Below are 15,837 nucleotides of genomic sequence, written 5' to 3'. Positions count from 1 at the left end.
AGTAGCCATCCACTATTACAGCATTAGCCACGGGAGAGTTGTCGTGATTGAAATTCCATCGAATTTGATTTGGATCATCGGCCTTGTGCTGCTTGTGGTGGCATTGGCGTTTCTATGGAACCTGAAGCTGAGCACCCACGCTGCACAGTCCTTGAGTCTCGAGAAGGAGCCTGAGACCGCAGTGCCAGAAAGTGATGTCGAGATGCCCAGGTACAAGGGCATGCCAGTGCTTGCGCCGGCACCACCACCTGTTGTGATCGTGGTCGAAGAGACCGAACCAGAAATGGAGAAAGTTGAAGAGGCCCGTGTGGAGGTCAAAGCTTCAGTCAACGAAGCAATTGTAGACTGCGATGATGCCGAGAGAATGCTCTCTCTGGCATGGAAGCTCGAGGTTCATGGTGATTTTGAAGGCCGGGACGAATTCGCGAAGATAGTGCTCGAAAAGCCAGAAGCGTCCCCTCGTCAACGCGATCGCGCCCAAGCCATGTTGCGCAATGAAAGCATTTCTTGAAAAGCCTGGGCGTCTACTGACGCCTTGTGGTCACTCAGCGTGTTGCCGAGCATGGTTTGTGCCTCCTCGTCATAAAACCCGCCGGCCGGGCTATGACGCCAGAGGCAAGCGCTCGAGCGCACAGATACGAAATTGTCATTGATCTTCTGCAGTCCGTCTTGATGCGCCCGACAGCGAGTCTCCATCAGCTTTACGTTGGATGCCGCTGCACGAATCGTGAAGTTAACCTCACCGTTGGTCATGACATCTGCGCCGACGTACACGCCCACAACGCCACGGACTTCAATCTCTGCGCCTTGTTTTGGCAGTCGCATACTCACATGTCCCCCCACATTTCAAAAAGGCTTTCAGCGAACGCCGAGTCGCGGATTTTTCCGATAGCCTGCATTTCGATCTGACGCACACGCTCTTTTGAAAGGCTCATGATTGCGGCCAATTCGGCCAGGGTCATTTCCTGGCTATCGCCCATACCGTAGCGGTTCATCATTACGAAGATCTCACGCTCATTGAGAACCTGACCCAGGGTTTCGTTCACAAAATTGCGAGTACTTTCTTCTTCGATTTCCGACATGAAATCGTTGTTGGTGTCAGCCAGCATTTCATGCAGGCCATCAGTATCAGCGGATCCACTCTCCTGGAAGGTGGAGTCGATCGACGTCCGACTGCCAACTAGGTGCACAAGATCTCGTACGAGATCCTCATCCAGCTTGGTAGCCTTAGCCAGGGACTGGATAGACTCATTCGGGTTGAGCTGAAGCTTGTCTTTGATCAAGCGCAGCTGCTTGTGCATACCTTCCGGAAGCCGGATTGATTCCTGGTCGACCAGGTCACGATTGATCGAAACTTGAATCCATTGGATTGCAATGGTCGAGAAGCGGAACCCCATCTCTGGGGCGAAGCGGTACACAGCACGCGTCAAACCCATGTTGGCTGCAGAGCGGACAATCTGCGAGTCGGAGAAACGGAACCGACCAACCTGCTGCTCTACGAGTCGTACGTTAGCTTTGGTGAAGATGTCCGCACACTTTTCAATATCCCGATCCACGCGCATGAAGACGGACCAGGCGGCCAAGATTTCAGCGGCTGGAGCTTCACCAGTAGATGCTGCCTCGAGGATCGCTTTCTGACGTTGAGTGATCCCAAGACGAAGATTCTTCATCGCCGCCGGGGGGAACAGCTTCAACTCGTAGCCCCCAGAGATCAGCAGCGCCGGGATGAGCTTCGGGGATGTCCAGTTACCGGAGATAATCCCTTCAGCCTTCACCTTCGGAATCCGAACCTCCTCACAAATGAACTTGATCAAGTCGCGGGTGCGGCTGGTCAACTCCTTGCAATTGGCCCGGAACTGATCAACAGCACGGTTCAAGATGTAATCGTAAGGGAGAATCTCGGACAGCTTCTGACGCAGTTCATCGCGTACTGCTGAACTGAACAGGGTACCGTCCATCCCCTCAGTTGCGTACCCACGCAGCTCACTGATCAGGGTCTGAATGCCGTTGAGCTTGCGGCGCACCAGTGTGGCGAACTCCTCGTCAGCAATTGCCTTGGCGGCTTTACGGACCTTCTTGTCTGAGTAGTCGCCCTCTGGGAGAGTACCAACGCGCAGCCAAGCACCTTCGTGGTAAATCAAGGCCACCGCTTTATCGACGTTGTCCTTCTCCCCCATGGCATCCCAGATTTCCTTCACCATCGCAGAGACGATGCCGGTATCCACAGCCAGCGCTCGAACACGGTCCAGTTGCCCGAGCAGAATGCGGTATCCCAGATCCTGTTCGTTCCGGGCTGTCAGGAGGCCCTTCGGGCCGTCCAGCAGAGGGAAGGGCGGCATCTGGGTAGGCAAGGTGAAGCCGAGGCCCAGGCGCGCCTCAGGCGCGCTTGGGAGGGTGTTCGAATACTTGATCGCTACATTGCTCATCGCTGTTCTCCAGAGCCGAGCCTTAGAGGCGAACCGGCATCAATACGAAACTGTGTGATGGCAAGTCTCGGGCCCTTAGGAGCGTGCCAGAAGCAGCACCCGAGAAAATAACGTCAATCTCTTGAGCTCCAAGTGACCGAACAATTTCGCCTGCAAGAGAACCGTTGAAACCAATTTCCAATGGTTCTGCGTGGTAGTCGCATGGGAGGACATCATCAGCAATGTCTTCTGCATTTCCACCAACGGACTGAATGGAGATGGCGTCAGCTGTGACTGCTAGTCGAACCAAAGAAACAGTTCCTTCGGAGAGCAGTGCAACCCGTGCCATCGCCCCGGCAAATTCTTCTCGGGCAACGCGGGCCACATCCCCTTTCTCAGCGGCAGCAACCAGCTTTCGATAGTCGGGGAATTTGCCGTCAATCAGCTTCGTATGCAGCACACCACCGGCTCTGGAGAAGCGAGCCATGTTGCCTGAGGTTGCAATCTGCACATCACCAGCCCCTACGAACTGGCACACGTCCTCAATGCAGGCACTGGGAAGAATGAAGTGCTGCATGGGCTGGCCCTCAACGGCAACATCAACAACCCCCAGCCGAAGGCCGTCAGACGCAGCCAGGGTCATAAGGCCCGGTTTGAACTCGAAAAGAACACCATTCAGGTAGGTGCGTACATCCGTGCGTGCTGCGCAGAAGCCAACCTGATGGATAGCCGTACTGAGAGTTCCACCCGGAAGCGTCAGTTCACCCTTGCTCTGGTCGGCGGTGAACTCCATTACAGGGAATTGCTCTGCCGGGAGTGTCGCGAGCGAGAAACGTGAGCGGCCTGAGGCAATGACAACTTTGCTCTCGGCAAAGCTGATGGTGACCATCGCGCCTTTTGGTAGGGACGCGATCACTTGGTCAAACTTGGACGCTGGTACGCATACCGCGAACCCCTCGCCAGTAAGGGAGAACAGGTCCGCAGGCACATCAAGGGTCATTTGCTGCTGACCATTATGTGCAGACAGGGACAACACCGCAGTGCTGACCTCTAGCAACAGGTGACCATAGACGTCAGTCGCTTTACGCTGTGGTACGCGAGCTACAGTCTTCAGGTATTGGGCTAGATCGGTAGATTTGATGGAGATTTTCATGGGCTGTCCCTTGTAAGGTATGACCCATGATTCCCCAGTAGCCGGTGTGCCAGAAGCGGCCGGATTGATCAAAGAATGATCAACCAAGGCAGAGGTCGGCACACTGAGCGTTACCGACAGTTATTCACATGGTTACTCACCGGTATTGTGGATAACCTACATCGCCTCAATGAGTAGCTTGCTGAAAGCCCGCATGGCGACTTGGCCTTCGACCTTGAATGAGGACTTCTGAGCAAACCTGGCCATGTCTGCAGCAGCTCGTCGAGAGTTCCCAACCTGCCCCGAACGGTCATAAAGCACCGCCAGCTGGACGTATGCCTCCAACCTCATCGCGTCACTGGAGAAAGCGAAGAAGTCTTGCGGGGGTGGGTACACACCCTTGGCAGCTTTTATGACCACCTCAAAGAGGGTTCGCATATCCTCCGTATTCAGCCCTTTGACCTTCTCTGAAGCTCGACGTAGAAACGCATTTGCGTCCTCAATCCGGCCAGAGGTCGCATAGCTGATGGCAATCTGAGCGACGGCCATAGTGCTATCAGGACGTTCCGCGTAGAACTCAAGCAATCCTTCACGCAGTGCTTTGGCCCGCTCCAGATCCCCAGTCGATAGCAGGGTCAAAAGACGCTGCTGTAAGGCTTCCATGTAAGCCGGTTTGTCCTGCTCGCTCAAAGTGTTCAAAGACCTGGCGATCGCCTTCTCGTCGTCTGATCGAGCTGCGAGAGCTGCGATGTGCCTGAGGGCGAATAATCGGGCCTCTGGTTCTTGCACCTTCTCTGCATTATTCAGTGCAAATGTGAAACGCTTTTCCCTAGCAGCACTGATTGCAGCCCCAGCCGAAACGAAATCATCATCAGGACGCAGGCACATCACCAGCTCAGATTGGCTCCGTAGATCAGCTAAGGACTTGGGCTCTGGTAGGCCTGCGCCGGTCACCACGGCCCTTGTCACCCGTATAGAGTCTTCACGAGTTATGCCGGGCTGCTCAGCCTCCACACTCTTGGCGATCAAATCCCCGATGCAGGTCTTTTCAGCATGCGTGTAGCAGAATGCGTTAGGGGGGGCTGCTATCCAAGGTGGCTCTGTAGCACAGCCACCTAGCGCAGCCAAAGCCAGTATGAAAGCCGGTGACCTACCCATTACTCATTCCACGAAAATCGGTGGGAAACCTTCTTCTGCTCAGCTGCAAGAGCAAGTAAGCGATTTGCCAGGCCAGAGTCAGACTCTTCTCCCCTGCTGATGGTGAACACATGAGTTCCTTTCTCAAGCATCTGATGTGCGCAGGCATCCGCATCACCACCACAGGGGAAGACCCGGACGGGTATGTACCTGGTCAGAGCGTATTGGTTTACCAAATCAGCAAGCCCAACCTCGTCCGAAATGTAGATCTCGTCAGGTAGACGGCTTTGGAACAAGTGGTCGAATGTCCGAAATACATTTGCGCTAGAGATGCCCAGGTCACCAGCGAGTACCACTCGACGTAGCGCGTTGTCACTCTCGTTTGCCGCAACCAACCGGCTGAAAATGTCAGCAGCAACCTTGTCAATCAGAGGCACCCCAGTCGAGCAGCCGGGTTGAAGCAAGGAATTGCGCAGCGCATCTTGATTCTGTACCAGCTGCATCCACATTCCTGCCCGAATCAATCCAAAGCGTTGCTCTACCCAATCAGCGCGTACATTGTCCTGGTCAATTGCCCCCGTCTCGAGGAGGAAGTCCTCAGGAGCCTCCTGCTGAAGGAGAAAGCGACGGTAGCAATCGTCAACTCCACGAAACTTTTCCGATTCGATGAAGTGCATCAGCGAGTAGCACAGGTCCCCCTCAGGGCAATCCGGCGAGCGATAGGCTGCGAAGGGCAGGATCGCATAGGGGTCGTAAATTGGAGTGTTTGCGGTAGATGATTCCATTACTTATCCGATATCGCGGGTGAAGCGTTTGTGCAGCTGAACAAGCCCAGCTGCCGCAGAGCAAACTTGTCCTGCATCTTGTGCCTGTTTGAGGATCTCCGCCACCCAAAGTGGGATGTCGAAATTCTCAGGAATCCTTGACCGTGCGTACTGCTGGCTCTCAGCCAGCTGGTTTTCAGTGAGCAGCTCCGGTGCGTCCCTGCTCAACATCCTTACAACCAAATCACGGAATCGACCGTCTGAAGCCTTGGCGGCAATCCTGAGCCAATCGCTCTTTGGATTTCGATGAAGCTCAACCATCAGCGCCTGGTCATTTTGTGAAAAGTCGCCAGCCCACATCAGGTGATAGACATCCGATGGTTGGGATGCGAGTGCTAGAACAGGAACATCCTTCAGGCGCGCTGGAAGATGGTGAGCAGCACGTAGCTGGGCAGTGCTGCGTTTGACATGCCCAATATCGATGTGAAGGCGAGCTGCATCAGCTGGCCGTATGGCAGATAAGGGTGCGCAGAATGGAAACCGGCCCAAGGAAACACGGACTAACGGCCTCGATGACTGGTTTGGGCTGGTGCGTACCAAGTCCTGGTATGAACTGATGCTCGGATCACAGAGTTGCGAGAGGTCGGCCTCAAGGTCCGCAACGTACAGAATGTCGGGGTACGTGATGTCAACGCCCACCGGCAACCCAAGGACAAAGCCCCGCTGACTGTGAATAGACGGGTGTACCAGAATGCTGGGAGTTGTACTTTCAAGATCGCTCACTTCGCCTCGATCAAGCCCAAGAGCAGCTTTGATGCGCTCGAGTGAAGTCAGCTTGAGTGCATGACCCACGAGTTTTGGGCAGGTGGCAAAAGTCTCTGCAAGCAACTCACGTACCCGAACGGCTCTGTTGCCACCAACCGCTTTCACTTCCCACATCAGGAAATGATGAAGTGCCGTCGCCTTGGCTGGGTTGGGACTCTGCGTCCATGGATACTCTTCAGGCCTGAGTATGTGTACGGCTCGAAGGATCGTATCAACATCCAGGAAGTGGCTGTTTGCCGGAAGGCCAACGCAGGGGTATGGCAGCAGGTTACGGTACAAGGCGAAGCGGATGAATGAATCGATTCGGTTCGTGTTACCGAACCCAACGTGCAGGCAGTCAGGTTTGGTCAAATGTGCATGCGCAAGCTTGGCCCAAAACAGCTCGCTCTCACCATCAAGCAGGTTCATGGCAGCGAGTTCAGATTCAGCGGCAGACTCCAAATCAACGTGAACATCACTTCGGAGGCTGACATTCATTTCCAAGGCCTGGGAAGCATTGCTGCCATCGCACATTAGCGAGTCATAGCGCACGATTTGGCCTTCCGCTGGGGCCTTCCCGGCTGTAATTGCATCGTAGAAATGGATAGCTACCGACATAATGGCTCCTCTATTCCCATAATAGTGCGTAGGGACTGCCCCATTCCGGGGGTTTTACTTTCAAGTCAGGCGGAAAAGGGGAGGACACTTTGAAGTGACGAATGCGCACCCGCCGTTATACTCGTATAGGTCCTCCTCAAGTGATCGTTCCGTGAACCCGATAATTACGGCGCAAGATGCAGTGCTACAAGGCGATACCTTGGTGATGCTTGTGAAGCACCAGCAGGTGCATCTCGCCATGGCTAGTCCATTACCAGCCCTCAGGGCTCGGCTGATCCTATGCCGCATGCCGGTTGCGGATAGCGAGGTCCTTGGGGAAGTTGACGATGATGATCTGGCGGTATTGCAGGACTTCAACATTTGCCCTGGATGTGCGGCGGCATTCGTCGCCGATCTTCGGCAAGGGATGCTGGCCCGGGTACGGGCTTCTCAGCTATCCACCCAGCCGCCCCAATGTGTAGAGCGGCTTGTCTACGAGGCGAATCAGCTCTCGCTTTTCTGAACCTAGGAAGGGAATGAGTGGGTTTGCTGCTCGCCAGTTTCCAAGCTGACAGTGATCCAGTTGCGATCAGTCGAGCCAGTACGGAGCAGTTCCCAAACGATGTTCATCGCTGCGGTCGCCACAGTGCGGTTGATCAAACAATCCTGTGAGGCGATGGACTCGGCGGCTGAACACGACTTCGTGTTGCTATCAGCTATGTCGGCAATTTCAGGATAAATGTCTAGCACATTTGGATAGACCTTGCGTTCATTCTCGCGCAGCGACCCAAACACAACCTGACCATGACGGTGACTGTTCCCCATGTCGAGCCACATGGCGTTGTACTTCAAGCCGTTGTATTCGCAAATTGCCATGCGGGCAGAGTTCACATCCACGCAAGAGATGATTAGGTCCGCACTGGACATGGAAAACCGTGTTTGCTCACATGGGAAGCGGTGGGGTAGGCCGACCCAATCCAGTCCGAGGTTCAGGTTGTAACGGTTCGCAAGCACAACCGCCTTATATTGGCCCAAATCACACGGCCAGAAACGTTGTCGAACGAGGTTCGATTCGCGCACTACGGCATCGTCAATGACGGTTACGTGAAGGCCGTAAGGGTGACCGAGACTGCGAATACCGCAGTGCATGGAAGACAAGCAGTCCACGACCTCACTCCCGTTCCCACCTGCACCCAATACCACGATACGGATCGGACGACTCGACCAGTTCTCCGGCGTCTTGTAGCGTGGCGTAACCTTCAGAGCCTGAATTGAAGCGCTCATTCTTCACCGCCCAAGGCCACAGCATCGCGGAGAGTGAGTTGATTCGCCTTGTGGGTGACGGGCATCAATTCGGAAGCCGGAAACGACTTGGCATTCGTGTCGCTCAGCTTCTTGTAAAAGGCGATCACATCTTTGTACTCGGTCGGTGTCTTGAGCGACTTTGTGCCCATGTGAGTGTTGGTGCAGTTCAGCACGAAACGCTCCCAACCGGGGATGCTAGCGATGTTGTTGTCCTTCGGTACATCGACGTTCCCGGTGCAGAATGAACCGCCCGCATACATATTCCCCAGCGGCGCAAAGTAGAGTTTCGTGTCCGGCGTCGGACGTGATTTTCCCTTGAATGCATAGCAGCGCAGCTTGCCGGGGGTTGCAATGTAGATCAGACCTGGAATCGGGGCGGTGTGAGTCGCGCCCTTGAATTGGACGTCGATTACCTGTGGTGCGTTGTACCAGACTAGGGCAGTACGGGACTTGACCAGAATTCGCGTGTCGATGAACTCGACCTCGGATTCGATGTTCAAGAGCAGATCAACCAAGGTCTCCTTGTCCTCCTCAGAGAAGGCACGACCAGCACCTAGGGTGAAGCCGCCATCCACCGCGGCCGGGATGACCTCGTGGCTAGTGAAGTCGAGACGGCCTGTTTTCAGATGATGAAACGCGAGCAGGGCGCGAGCTTTGACTTGAGAATTAAGCATTCGTAGGTGCCTCCAGAGAGAGTTGAATCCGCCGTAGCAGTGCTAGGCATTCATTAGTTCTCTCCATTATCGGGATAGTGACCTGTGCCACCAGCACCCCCGACGCCAATGGCAACTGCAACGCTACATCACCACCACAATCCTCAACGTCGACATTGAAGCTCTCAACTGATTCTTTGTGAAGTTCCTCATGACGCTCACCGGCCAGAACCCATACGCAGTCGAAAAAACGGTTGGGGCTGTTCTCGAAGCTGCCACAGTCCTCAGCACTTTCGGGGGAGACGCTTGCGATCAAACTTTCAATGGAAACATTACTGTCCATGCGGCCGATACACGCTGCCAATGCTTCGCGCAGCACCTCAGCCAGAGCTCTGTACTTGTGCTGGCTAGTGCTGATTTCACGAGCCTGGGACAGCAATTCAGATAGCTCAGTTGAGCGCATCTGCTCGGTTACATCTTCACCATGGATCAGCTGATAGTTGAAATTCCGTTCCACGTCATCCATCTGCCAAAGCAGGGAAACCACACGGTCAACCACGTCAGGGTCTTGTTCACCATCACCATCATCCTCCAAGTCCATTCCTAGCCAGCCAAGCTGTTCTAAGTCATCCAGACCGCAGATGTACTCAGCAATTTCGCTTTGTGATTTGCCGGTAATATCTTCCTTGACCGCTTCATAGCTCTCCGACACACCATAGCTGTACTGAGCCCAGCAACTGAAAGCAGAGGATGGGGTATGAAATGGCATGATGTAGGTGCTCATGGCATCAAGGGTTTTGGACAGCAGTATGTGCATCTCCAAGGAGTCTTGAGCGAGTTCCGGCCAGTCCAGATAGAAGCAGTTGCGCTCGTCGGCATAAACGCTGAGATTGTTGCCGTTGAGCTGGGTGTAGAATCGGCGCTCGGAGTGAACCTCACCGTCATGCACGTTGCGACATTCGCGCTGTGCATCAGGTAACAGCACATCAAGTGCAACTTTCGCAGCATTCAGCAAATCATAGCCGCAGTCGGAGCCGCGACTGATGATCGGTGCAAGGTCAGAATCGTGCAGCAATCCTGCTTCAGCAACAGCCAACGCAATACTTGATGCGTGGGTGATGTCTGTGAACTCACGGGCCAGTTCGTAAACGATGCGAGGAGCATCAGGAAGCGCCCCCTCACAAGTGAACTCCACCTTCGACGCGATGCCCTTGACCACCTTGTTGGTGACCTGATGAAGACCATACCCATTCGGGTAGTGCTCAAGCGGGCTCAGGTCGGATTCACCGAGAAAACCGCCCTGTAGCGCTTCCAAGCAAAAAGCGCTGTGCCCCTGATGATCGACCAGATAGCCGTACTCACGCATGAATACTTCAGAAATGCCGAGCTGTACTGCTGCACTAACCTTAGGGATCGTCAGCGCACTCAGCGGGGCACTTGGGAACTGGAGAGGACTCCAGGTCTGCTTGATTTGTGCATGAGATTCCACAGTCTTACCTGCTGGCTGCGCTCAAGGCAGCTATCGTTGATTTGCGCTTGGGGTGGGGCGGCGGCTGCACCGCCCGCCCATGCCCTGAGTTGATCTACCGGGTTAACCACGGTCGCCGAAATTGCCTTGTCGGAACTCATAGACTTGCGAATCTCCTTCGTTGACAGGATCGATCACCTTGCCGCCGTTCAAACGCGGGAATTGGCGAGCGTAGTGCTTGAGCACATCTTTCGGTTCCATGCTCGGATCGGGGTCTGGCAGATCACGACCAGAGAAGCGAAACACACGGTTGAGGGTCAGAATAGAAGCGGCCATAAGTCCTCCTTAGAAACTCGCTGCACTGGCACCGGAAACTGCAGGTCCAGCAGCAGGAGCTGGTGTACCGACCTCGTTATCGCCTGCATCGTGATCGTCATCGTCATCGTCATCACCGACCGGAACAGGCGCAGCGGCTGCGGCTGGCTTAGCCGAAGGTTTCGCTTTGGCTTCGGCGACGGCACTGGCTGCAAGGCGCTCGATTTCATCCAGCGCGCTCAGTCCACGGGCCACGACCGCTGATTTGTCCCCGATCAAATTAGCGAACGCCTCCTCGATCTCCATGGGGGTACCGGTAACCACCATCGGTTTCGAGATAGCTGCACGGAGCTGGACTACTGCTTCGCTCGCATTTTCAGGGGTTGGCCCAATATCGGGGGTGTACATCAGCTTGATGTTGCCATCGCCCATGCCTTGCAGCTGGATGTTCGCTTTAAGGCCATTGGTCAGTACCGCGCCTACAGACTGGAGAAAGGTTTTCATGGTTGGAGTTCCTCGTTAAGTTGGAGCCAGTTTGGGGGCGATTAAGCTGTGGCAGAACCATCATATGCAGAGATTTTCATCGTCTCTGGCAGGTAGCCCTTCCAGCTGAACTCTGTGAAGGCGAGTACGGCCTTGATCAGATCGTCAGCCTTGCCAGCTGCGAGCTTGGTGAACTCTTTTTCACCCTTGACCTCGTCAAACTTCAGGTCGAAACCACTGGCCTTGCAGTCGGCAATAACCCCGGCTTTAGTCAGCGCCTTGAGATAGCTCTCGGTCATCTGGAAGTGATCTACAGGATCCATTCCGGCTGCTTTGATGAAAGCGATGGATTGCGCACCTGGAATCGATTTTTGGAACTGGTCAGAACCGTCGCGGCGGAAGACGGTGCATGCCGCCAGTTGGCTCAGGTAGCCCTGTAGCTCCTCGGCGGGCTTCAGAGCCAGCGCTGCTTCGGCTGCGGCGCGTTCATGCCCAAACAAGGAGAGGGGCAGGCCAAGAACCTTCTGCATGCGGTTCAGCAATTCACTCGGCAAGTCGTTGCGCATCTCGATGTACATCGAGACGATGCTGATCGCCAGTGCGTAAGACATATTCGCCTGAATAGCCTTGAGGCCCATCTGCGAATACAAGGTGAAAGCCTCGCGCTTGATCGCCTTCTTGACCTCTTGGGGTTTCGCGGCTGCCGCTGGGTTCTGCTTAGCGCCCGGTGCAGTATTTGGCGCTGCATTCGATGCTGGAGCTTGTCCACCAGCTGTGGACTGTCCTTGGTTACTTGCAGGAGCAGGGGAGGCGGTGGCGGATTGGATCAACGCCTTATAGGCATTGTTGTGCTTGGTGTGGCAGGTCTTGTTGAAGCAATGACCACCCACAATGCGCCCTTCTTGACCGGGTTTAGTGCTGACTACCGCACCATAGCTCTCGCAGGAGGTGCAGGCAGAGAACTGACTTACACCTACACCGTTCTGCCCTTTGTCCTCGAGCAAAACATACCCACCCTCTGGCAACGTCAGGTCGGTATGAACAACACCAAAGTCCTGCTTAGCTTCAATCAGTTTGACCTCAATGAGATTCGTCGTCTTTTGTTCCCAGCAGGTGCGGTTCTGGCACTTAGCTTCACCTACAGAAGCGCCAAACAAGTCGCCAAACTTGGAGCTGTTGTGCTCACAGTCTTGGCAGTCGGTGGTGTCAAAAGGAGCATTGGCAATAACCCCGGACAGTTGAATCAGCCGTTCACGGGTTGCCGCTACAGTCATTTTGCGCTCGACGATGCGAGCGCAAATGGTGCGCTGGTCGTCGTGAACCATCGGAGCCAGCAGTTCGGCGTGGCCCAGCTTGATGTCCCCCTGCACAAGGGCTTCCGCTACGTCATCACAGCACTTAGACAGCAGCACTCGGGCGTCGAGCTTATGACGCGGCCAGCCGAGAACCAGGCATGCTTCATCGTGATTGTTGTTCTCGTCCGCCAGCGTGGATACTGCGGCGTATGCCTCCTCTAAGGGGGTGAGATCAGCACGCTGAAGGTTTTCGACTGTCGCGGCGCGACGGGCCTCCACGTCAGTCATCTCACGGACGACTGCGGGGATATCCTGAAGCTTCAGCTCGACCGAGATGTCAAATCGAGTGTTCCCAAAGACCACTTCGTACGGGACATCCTTATCGCCGGTAGGGCGCAACAGGATCGGTTGGATAACGCCCTCCGAACGAATGCTCTGCATCATTTGGGCGTAGCGGGCCTTATTACGACCTTTACGTGGGTCGATTTTCGGGTTTCGACGGATTTGATCGAGCGGCACGCGGGTACCGCCGAGCGAAGGATCAACGTGGGTGGTGTCGGACGCGAGAGAAAGGTTGGTCACGGTAAAGACTCGTTCTGTTTGGATGAGCAAATTCTTACGCCCAACCCCGTGTGCCAGAACCCTTCAAGGTCTTAATTTTGCAGGCTCTTTAGATCCACAGATTGGATTCAAAATCCGCTGGGATTGCCCGTCTTCTTTGCTTGCATGAAGGCCGGGACACGCACACCCTTGAACACTTCAGTGTCCAGGTGAGGGAATGAATGAACCTCACGTCTAAGCCGTGCCCCCCACTTGTTCACGGCTGCGATCTGGGCGGATGTCAGCACCCAGTGGCGATGCAGCTGCCGGAGCATCGCCTCGAGAAATCCGCGTCGATCTGGATGAGTCCTCTCCACTGCCTCCTGCAGCCAATGATTGATGCCAATGCAGCGTTTGACGTTTACCTCACTGAAGATCGTGTTCTGTTCGGCTGCATTACGAATCGTCCCTGCGACTCGTTTTCTCTGCACCTCATCTAGCTCGCCGTTCTGGCTGTATGCATCGAATGCGTCGCTTAGCAGTTGTGAACGATGGTGAGAGAAATCATCCATGAACTCGTACCTCAGCCTGAGGTATTCAATTTCCCTGTCAATCGGGGGTGGGGGTTCACGATTTGTGACTGCGGACTCAGGTACGAGGTGAGGATTTGGAGTCGCCCCACCCGCGGGGAGGAGGGGTAACGGGTTCTCTGAGTCGTCGTCTGAAACGACCAACAGTGCCAGACGGCTCACATCGAGCAAACGCTCATCTGGTGGGCCGAGCATTTTCTTCGCGCAGTTGGGCCCAGCGTAGGCCTCAAGTGTGCCGTCGACAATTACGATGCCTTTTTGACTGCGCAGCGGGCGGTTGCAGAAAACACATACCGCTCGGGGGCCGAGGTGATCAACTCGTGAGTATCGCCACATATTCAAGCCCCCAGTACGGGTCACAAGGTATTACATCACTTTTAGAATCACCGTGTACTTGCCGTCGATAACAACAACCTTGGAACGCTTGGCCTCGACCTGGACAGTGTCGGAAAACGCCTTATTGCTCATGTTCACCACCTGGTGCGATCCGCAGGAAAGGCGCTGGCCTTCGGTCACACCTTCCAGAGTGGAAACCTGACCGATAACCTCGATCGGCTGCGAACCGTCTGCCGCCTTAGGCAACGGGCGAAGCGTTAGAAGAAGGCCAGTTTTGTACTCTGCCTCACGACACACGTCACGTTTGGTTGCAGTGTCCTTGAACGCCGCCTGGTAACGATGACTCCCACGAAGGTCGAGCTCGTACTTACCGCTGTCGATGGGGTACTTGAAGGCCTGTGGCTCCTCACTGCCTGAAGCAACAGTGACTTGAAGCTCTGTGGCGGCTGCATGAGTTACCAGAGGAAAAAGGCAGAGCATGAATCCAATCCAACGCATGGATGAAACCTCAAAGGATATTGGTAAATTTGTTCAAGATGAGCCTGAGGGCGTAGACGTCCCCAAAGGTATCGTGGTCAAGCTTCTCTTTTGGGGTTGGGAGGTGCTGATCGAAGTCGATATTGATCACCTCCGGCACACCAGACCACGCGGTTACCAAATCGCACTCGGTGTATCCGTTGCAGAGCACGTCAATGAGAAAAGCTTGCTTGCCTTCCGGGTAGGCCACCGGCAGCGTTTTGAACATGCTTTCGTAATAACCCATGGCGTATTGAGCCAGCTCAGTTGCAGTCAGTCCGTCAATTGAGCAGGCCACGCCAACACCTGGGCTGAAAACCAGGACAGATTTCGTCTTCACAGTGGGATCGCCCGTACCGACACGCTTACCGGCTGGAGCGAGCCGAAGGAGTAGGTCTTCTCAACCCCAAGCTCGGCATCAAATCGCACGTTGAGGCGGTCCATGTGAATCAAAGGGTTCGGCGTCTTCAGCTCAGCTGCAGGTACGTAAGTGCGATCAACGCCGAGACAGAAACTCACGTTACGCTCGCTGAACTGCGGCTGTGCGGCGCGTACGAAATACCCTTCGGGGAAGAAGAACAGATCACCCTGCTTGACCAGGCCGTTGCTATCAACATCCAGCATGAGGGTTTTATCTTTCTGGAAGTCACGTACCACGACGTCGCGGCCGTGGCTGGAAGGAAGCTCGACTTTGATCACATTGCCGTAAGTGTCCTCGCTCTGATCATGGATTTGGATCTCGAGTCGGAAACCGGTGGTTTGCGGCACGCCGGTCGGCTGATAAGTGCGCTCGTCGCGCCAGCGGTCAGTACACTGCTCGTTGGGAACGTTGGTGGTTTCGGTGACAGCTACGGTTCCAGAGTGCTGCTTGGAATCGTACTGGTAGGTGCTTTGTTGAAACTCAGGCTTGCTGGAGCAGCCGGCAATAGCGAGGCAAAGTGCAGCGACGCTGAACAGGGGCTTTAGCATGGTCGTCCTTAATCGCCTGGGCGGCGATTTTTATAGAGGGAGGTTTGCTTCACGATCCCGGCGAGGCCGAGTTCGTGAATTGCTTTGAACGTATTTGTCAGGTTTAGCGGGGGTACTACTCGCACAGATCGAGCCGGCTCACGGCGACCAACAACCTGAAGTCCTGCACACATGAGAACGGTAGGTGTCTCATCGGCAATCACCTGAGCCGCGGCGGCGAGGGGTTGACCACTGAAGCCTTGTAGGCCTAATACAATTACCAGGTCCGGCTTTGAATCAGCCATTTCCTTGAGGGCGCCGACAACGGTATTGCAAGCGCGAATCTTGTCGAACAGATCGCAAAGTATCTGCTGCGTATTGAACGCCTCGGAAGCGTCGTCCGTAAGAATTAGTGCTGTAGCCATGACATTGGTCAGTTTTAGCCCATGATTGAACAGATTCTAACCGCAAGGCAAAACATGACAATCCAAAACACCTAGTCCAAATTCCGCAAGGCCATTTTGACTTGCCGCGGCCACGAAATTGGGC

General features: G+C 54.8%; 19 protein-coding genes. 2 read left to right on the top strand and 17 right to left on the bottom strand.

What is annotated here, in order from left to right; all coding sequences use genetic code 11:
* The first annotated feature begins 43 nt into the window (after positions 1 to 43).
* On the top strand, positions 44 to 511 hold the full coding sequence (locus H8F21_RS15265) for a hypothetical protein (RefSeq protein WP_203584844.1): 468 nt from the start codon (positions 44 to 46) through the stop codon (positions 509 to 511).
* Here the strand turns inward: H8F21_RS15265 and H8F21_RS15260 are convergent.
* From H8F21_RS15260 to H8F21_RS15235, 6 genes are all read right to left on the bottom strand, one after another.
* The gene (locus tag H8F21_RS15260; protein WP_203584843.1) at positions 463 to 825 is read right to left on the bottom strand and encodes a hypothetical protein; all 363 of its coding nucleotides are present in this window, start codon (positions 823 to 825) and stop codon (positions 463 to 465) included. The genes H8F21_RS15265 and H8F21_RS15260 overlap by 49 nt on opposite strands.
* A gap of 2 nt (positions 826 to 827) precedes the next feature.
* Positions 828 to 2,426 (bottom strand): sigma factor-like helix-turn-helix DNA-binding protein, encoded by a 1,599-nt coding sequence (locus H8F21_RS15255; protein WP_203584842.1) that lies wholly within the window; start codon positions 2,424 to 2,426, stop codon positions 828 to 830.
* Positions 2,427 to 2,448: 22 nt separating this feature from the next.
* A complete protein-coding gene (dnaN, locus tag H8F21_RS15250; RefSeq protein ID WP_203584841.1) occupies positions 2,449 to 3,558 on the bottom strand; it encodes a DNA polymerase III subunit beta in 1,110 nt (369 codons plus the stop codon).
* 156 nt (positions 3,559 to 3,714) lie between these two features.
* Positions 3,715 to 4,566 (bottom strand): tetratricopeptide repeat protein, encoded by an 852-nt coding sequence (locus H8F21_RS15245; protein ID WP_203584840.1) that lies wholly within the window; start codon positions 4,564 to 4,566, stop codon positions 3,715 to 3,717.
* A gap of 128 nt (positions 4,567 to 4,694) precedes the next feature.
* On the bottom strand, positions 4,695 to 5,459 hold the full coding sequence (locus H8F21_RS15240; protein ID WP_203584839.1) for a hypothetical protein: 765 nt from the start codon (positions 5,457 to 5,459) through the stop codon (positions 4,695 to 4,697).
* Between the two features lie 3 nt (positions 5,460 to 5,462).
* Entirely contained in the window at positions 5,463 to 6,860 is a 1,398-nt protein-coding gene (locus H8F21_RS15235; protein ID WP_203584838.1) for a hypothetical protein, read from the bottom strand.
* Between the two features lie 151 nt (positions 6,861 to 7,011).
* Between H8F21_RS15235 and H8F21_RS15230 the strand changes: the two genes are divergently transcribed.
* The gene (locus tag H8F21_RS15230; RefSeq protein ID WP_203584837.1) at positions 7,012 to 7,362 is read left to right on the top strand and encodes a hypothetical protein; all 351 of its coding nucleotides are present in this window, start codon (positions 7,012 to 7,014) and stop codon (positions 7,360 to 7,362) included.
* Positions 7,363 to 7,364: 2 nt separating this feature from the next.
* On the opposite strand, the gene H8F21_RS15225 is transcribed toward H8F21_RS15230, so the two are convergent.
* The 11 genes from H8F21_RS15225 to H8F21_RS15175 all read right to left on the bottom strand — a co-directional run bounded on the left by H8F21_RS15225 (position 7,365) and on the right by H8F21_RS15175 (position 15,713).
* Entirely contained in the window at positions 7,365 to 8,123 is a 759-nt protein-coding gene (locus H8F21_RS15225; RefSeq protein ID WP_203584836.1) for a PRTRC system ThiF family protein, read from the bottom strand.
* The gene (locus tag H8F21_RS15220; protein WP_203584835.1) at positions 8,120 to 8,818 is read right to left on the bottom strand and encodes a PRTRC system protein B; all 699 of its coding nucleotides are present in this window, start codon (positions 8,816 to 8,818) and stop codon (positions 8,120 to 8,122) included. Before H8F21_RS15220 ends, H8F21_RS15225 begins: the two co-directional genes overlap by 4 nt.
* Positions 8,811 to 10,286 (bottom strand): hypothetical protein, encoded by a 1,476-nt coding sequence (locus H8F21_RS15215; RefSeq protein WP_203584834.1) that lies wholly within the window; start codon positions 10,284 to 10,286, stop codon positions 8,811 to 8,813. The genes H8F21_RS15220 and H8F21_RS15215 overlap by 8 nt, the downstream gene beginning before the upstream one ends.
* A 102-nt stretch (positions 10,287 to 10,388) precedes the next feature.
* Positions 10,389 to 10,601, bottom strand: coding sequence for a PRTRC system protein C (locus H8F21_RS15210; RefSeq protein WP_203584833.1), 213 nt, complete (start codon positions 10,599 to 10,601; stop codon positions 10,389 to 10,391).
* Positions 10,602 to 10,610: 9 nt separating this feature from the next.
* Positions 10,611 to 11,084, bottom strand: a complete 474-nt coding sequence (locus tag H8F21_RS15205; RefSeq protein ID WP_203584832.1) for a PRTRC system protein E — start codon at positions 11,082 to 11,084, stop codon at positions 10,611 to 10,613.
* A 41-nt stretch (positions 11,085 to 11,125) separates the two neighbouring features.
* Positions 11,126 to 12,940: a PRTRC system ParB family protein gene (locus tag H8F21_RS15200; RefSeq protein ID WP_328824491.1), complete on the bottom strand. Its 1,815-nt coding sequence runs from the start codon at positions 12,938 to 12,940 to the stop codon at positions 11,126 to 11,128.
* A gap of 107 nt (positions 12,941 to 13,047) precedes the next feature.
* A complete protein-coding gene (locus tag H8F21_RS15195; RefSeq protein WP_203584831.1) occupies positions 13,048 to 13,470 on the bottom strand; it encodes a hypothetical protein in 423 nt (140 codons plus the stop codon).
* Positions 13,471 to 13,854: 384 nt separating this feature from the next.
* A complete protein-coding gene (locus tag H8F21_RS15190) occupies positions 13,855 to 14,304 on the bottom strand; it encodes a hypothetical protein (protein ID WP_236043048.1) in 450 nt (149 codons plus the stop codon).
* A 28-nt stretch (positions 14,305 to 14,332) separates the two neighbouring features.
* Positions 14,333 to 14,680: a hypothetical protein gene (locus tag H8F21_RS15185; protein WP_203584829.1), complete on the bottom strand. Its 348-nt coding sequence runs from the start codon at positions 14,678 to 14,680 to the stop codon at positions 14,333 to 14,335.
* Positions 14,677 to 15,309 (bottom strand): hypothetical protein, encoded by a 633-nt coding sequence (locus H8F21_RS15180; RefSeq protein ID WP_203584828.1) that lies wholly within the window; start codon positions 15,307 to 15,309, stop codon positions 14,677 to 14,679. Before H8F21_RS15180 ends, H8F21_RS15185 begins: the two co-directional genes overlap by 4 nt.
* Positions 15,310 to 15,317: 8 nt before the next feature.
* Positions 15,318 to 15,713 carry a hypothetical protein gene (locus H8F21_RS15175; RefSeq protein WP_203584827.1) on the bottom strand — a complete coding sequence of 132 codons (396 nt, stop codon included), beginning with the start codon at positions 15,711 to 15,713 and terminating at the stop codon, positions 15,318 to 15,320.
* Positions 15,714 to 15,837: the final 124 nt, after the last annotated feature.

The sequence above is a fragment of the Pseudomonas arcuscaelestis genome, assembly GCF_016881005.1.
Classification (GTDB): domain Bacteria; phylum Pseudomonadota; class Gammaproteobacteria; order Pseudomonadales; family Pseudomonadaceae; genus Aquipseudomonas; species Aquipseudomonas arcuscaelestis.
The sequence above is the reverse complement of the archived record's forward strand: the minus strand, read 5'-3'. Positions and strand labels throughout refer to the sequence as shown.

Coding starts and splice junctions, on each gene's coding strand:
- H8F21_RS15260 (WP_203584843.1), bottom strand. CDS start 825: ATGCGACTGCCAAAACAAGGCGCAGAGATTGAAGTCCGTGGCGTTGTG.
- H8F21_RS15195 (WP_203584831.1), bottom strand. CDS start 13,470: ATGGATGATTTCTCTCACCATCGTTCACAACTGCTAAGCGACGCATTC.
- H8F21_RS15175 (WP_203584827.1), bottom strand. CDS start 15,713: ATGGCTACAGCACTAATTCTTACGGACGACGCTTCCGAGGCGTTCAAT.
- dnaN (WP_203584841.1), bottom strand. CDS start 3,558: ATGAAAATCTCCATCAAATCTACCGATCTAGCCCAATACCTGAAGACT.
- H8F21_RS15190 (WP_236043048.1), bottom strand. CDS start 14,304: ATGCTCTGCCTTTTTCCTCTGGTAACTCATGCAGCCGCCACAGAGCTT.
- H8F21_RS15225 (WP_203584836.1), bottom strand. CDS start 8,123: ATGAGCGCTTCAATTCAGGCTCTGAAGGTTACGCCACGCTACAAGACG.
- H8F21_RS15255 (WP_203584842.1), bottom strand. CDS start 2,426: ATGAGCAATGTAGCGATCAAGTATTCGAACACCCTCCCAAGCGCGCCT.
- H8F21_RS15220 (WP_203584835.1), bottom strand. CDS start 8,818: ATGCTTAATTCTCAAGTCAAAGCTCGCGCCCTGCTCGCGTTTCATCAT.
- H8F21_RS15210 (WP_203584833.1), bottom strand. CDS start 10,601: ATGGCCGCTTCTATTCTGACCCTCAACCGTGTGTTTCGCTTCTCTGGT.
- H8F21_RS15180 (WP_203584828.1), bottom strand. CDS start 15,309: ATGCTAAAGCCCCTGTTCAGCGTCGCTGCACTTTGCCTCGCTATTGCC.
- H8F21_RS15205 (WP_203584832.1), bottom strand. CDS start 11,084: ATGAAAACCTTTCTCCAGTCTGTAGGCGCGGTACTGACCAATGGCCTT.
- H8F21_RS15240 (WP_203584839.1), bottom strand. CDS start 5,459: ATGGAATCATCTACCGCAAACACTCCAATTTACGACCCCTATGCGATC.
- H8F21_RS15235 (WP_203584838.1), bottom strand. CDS start 6,860: ATGTCGGTAGCTATCCATTTCTACGATGCAATTACAGCCGGGAAGGCC.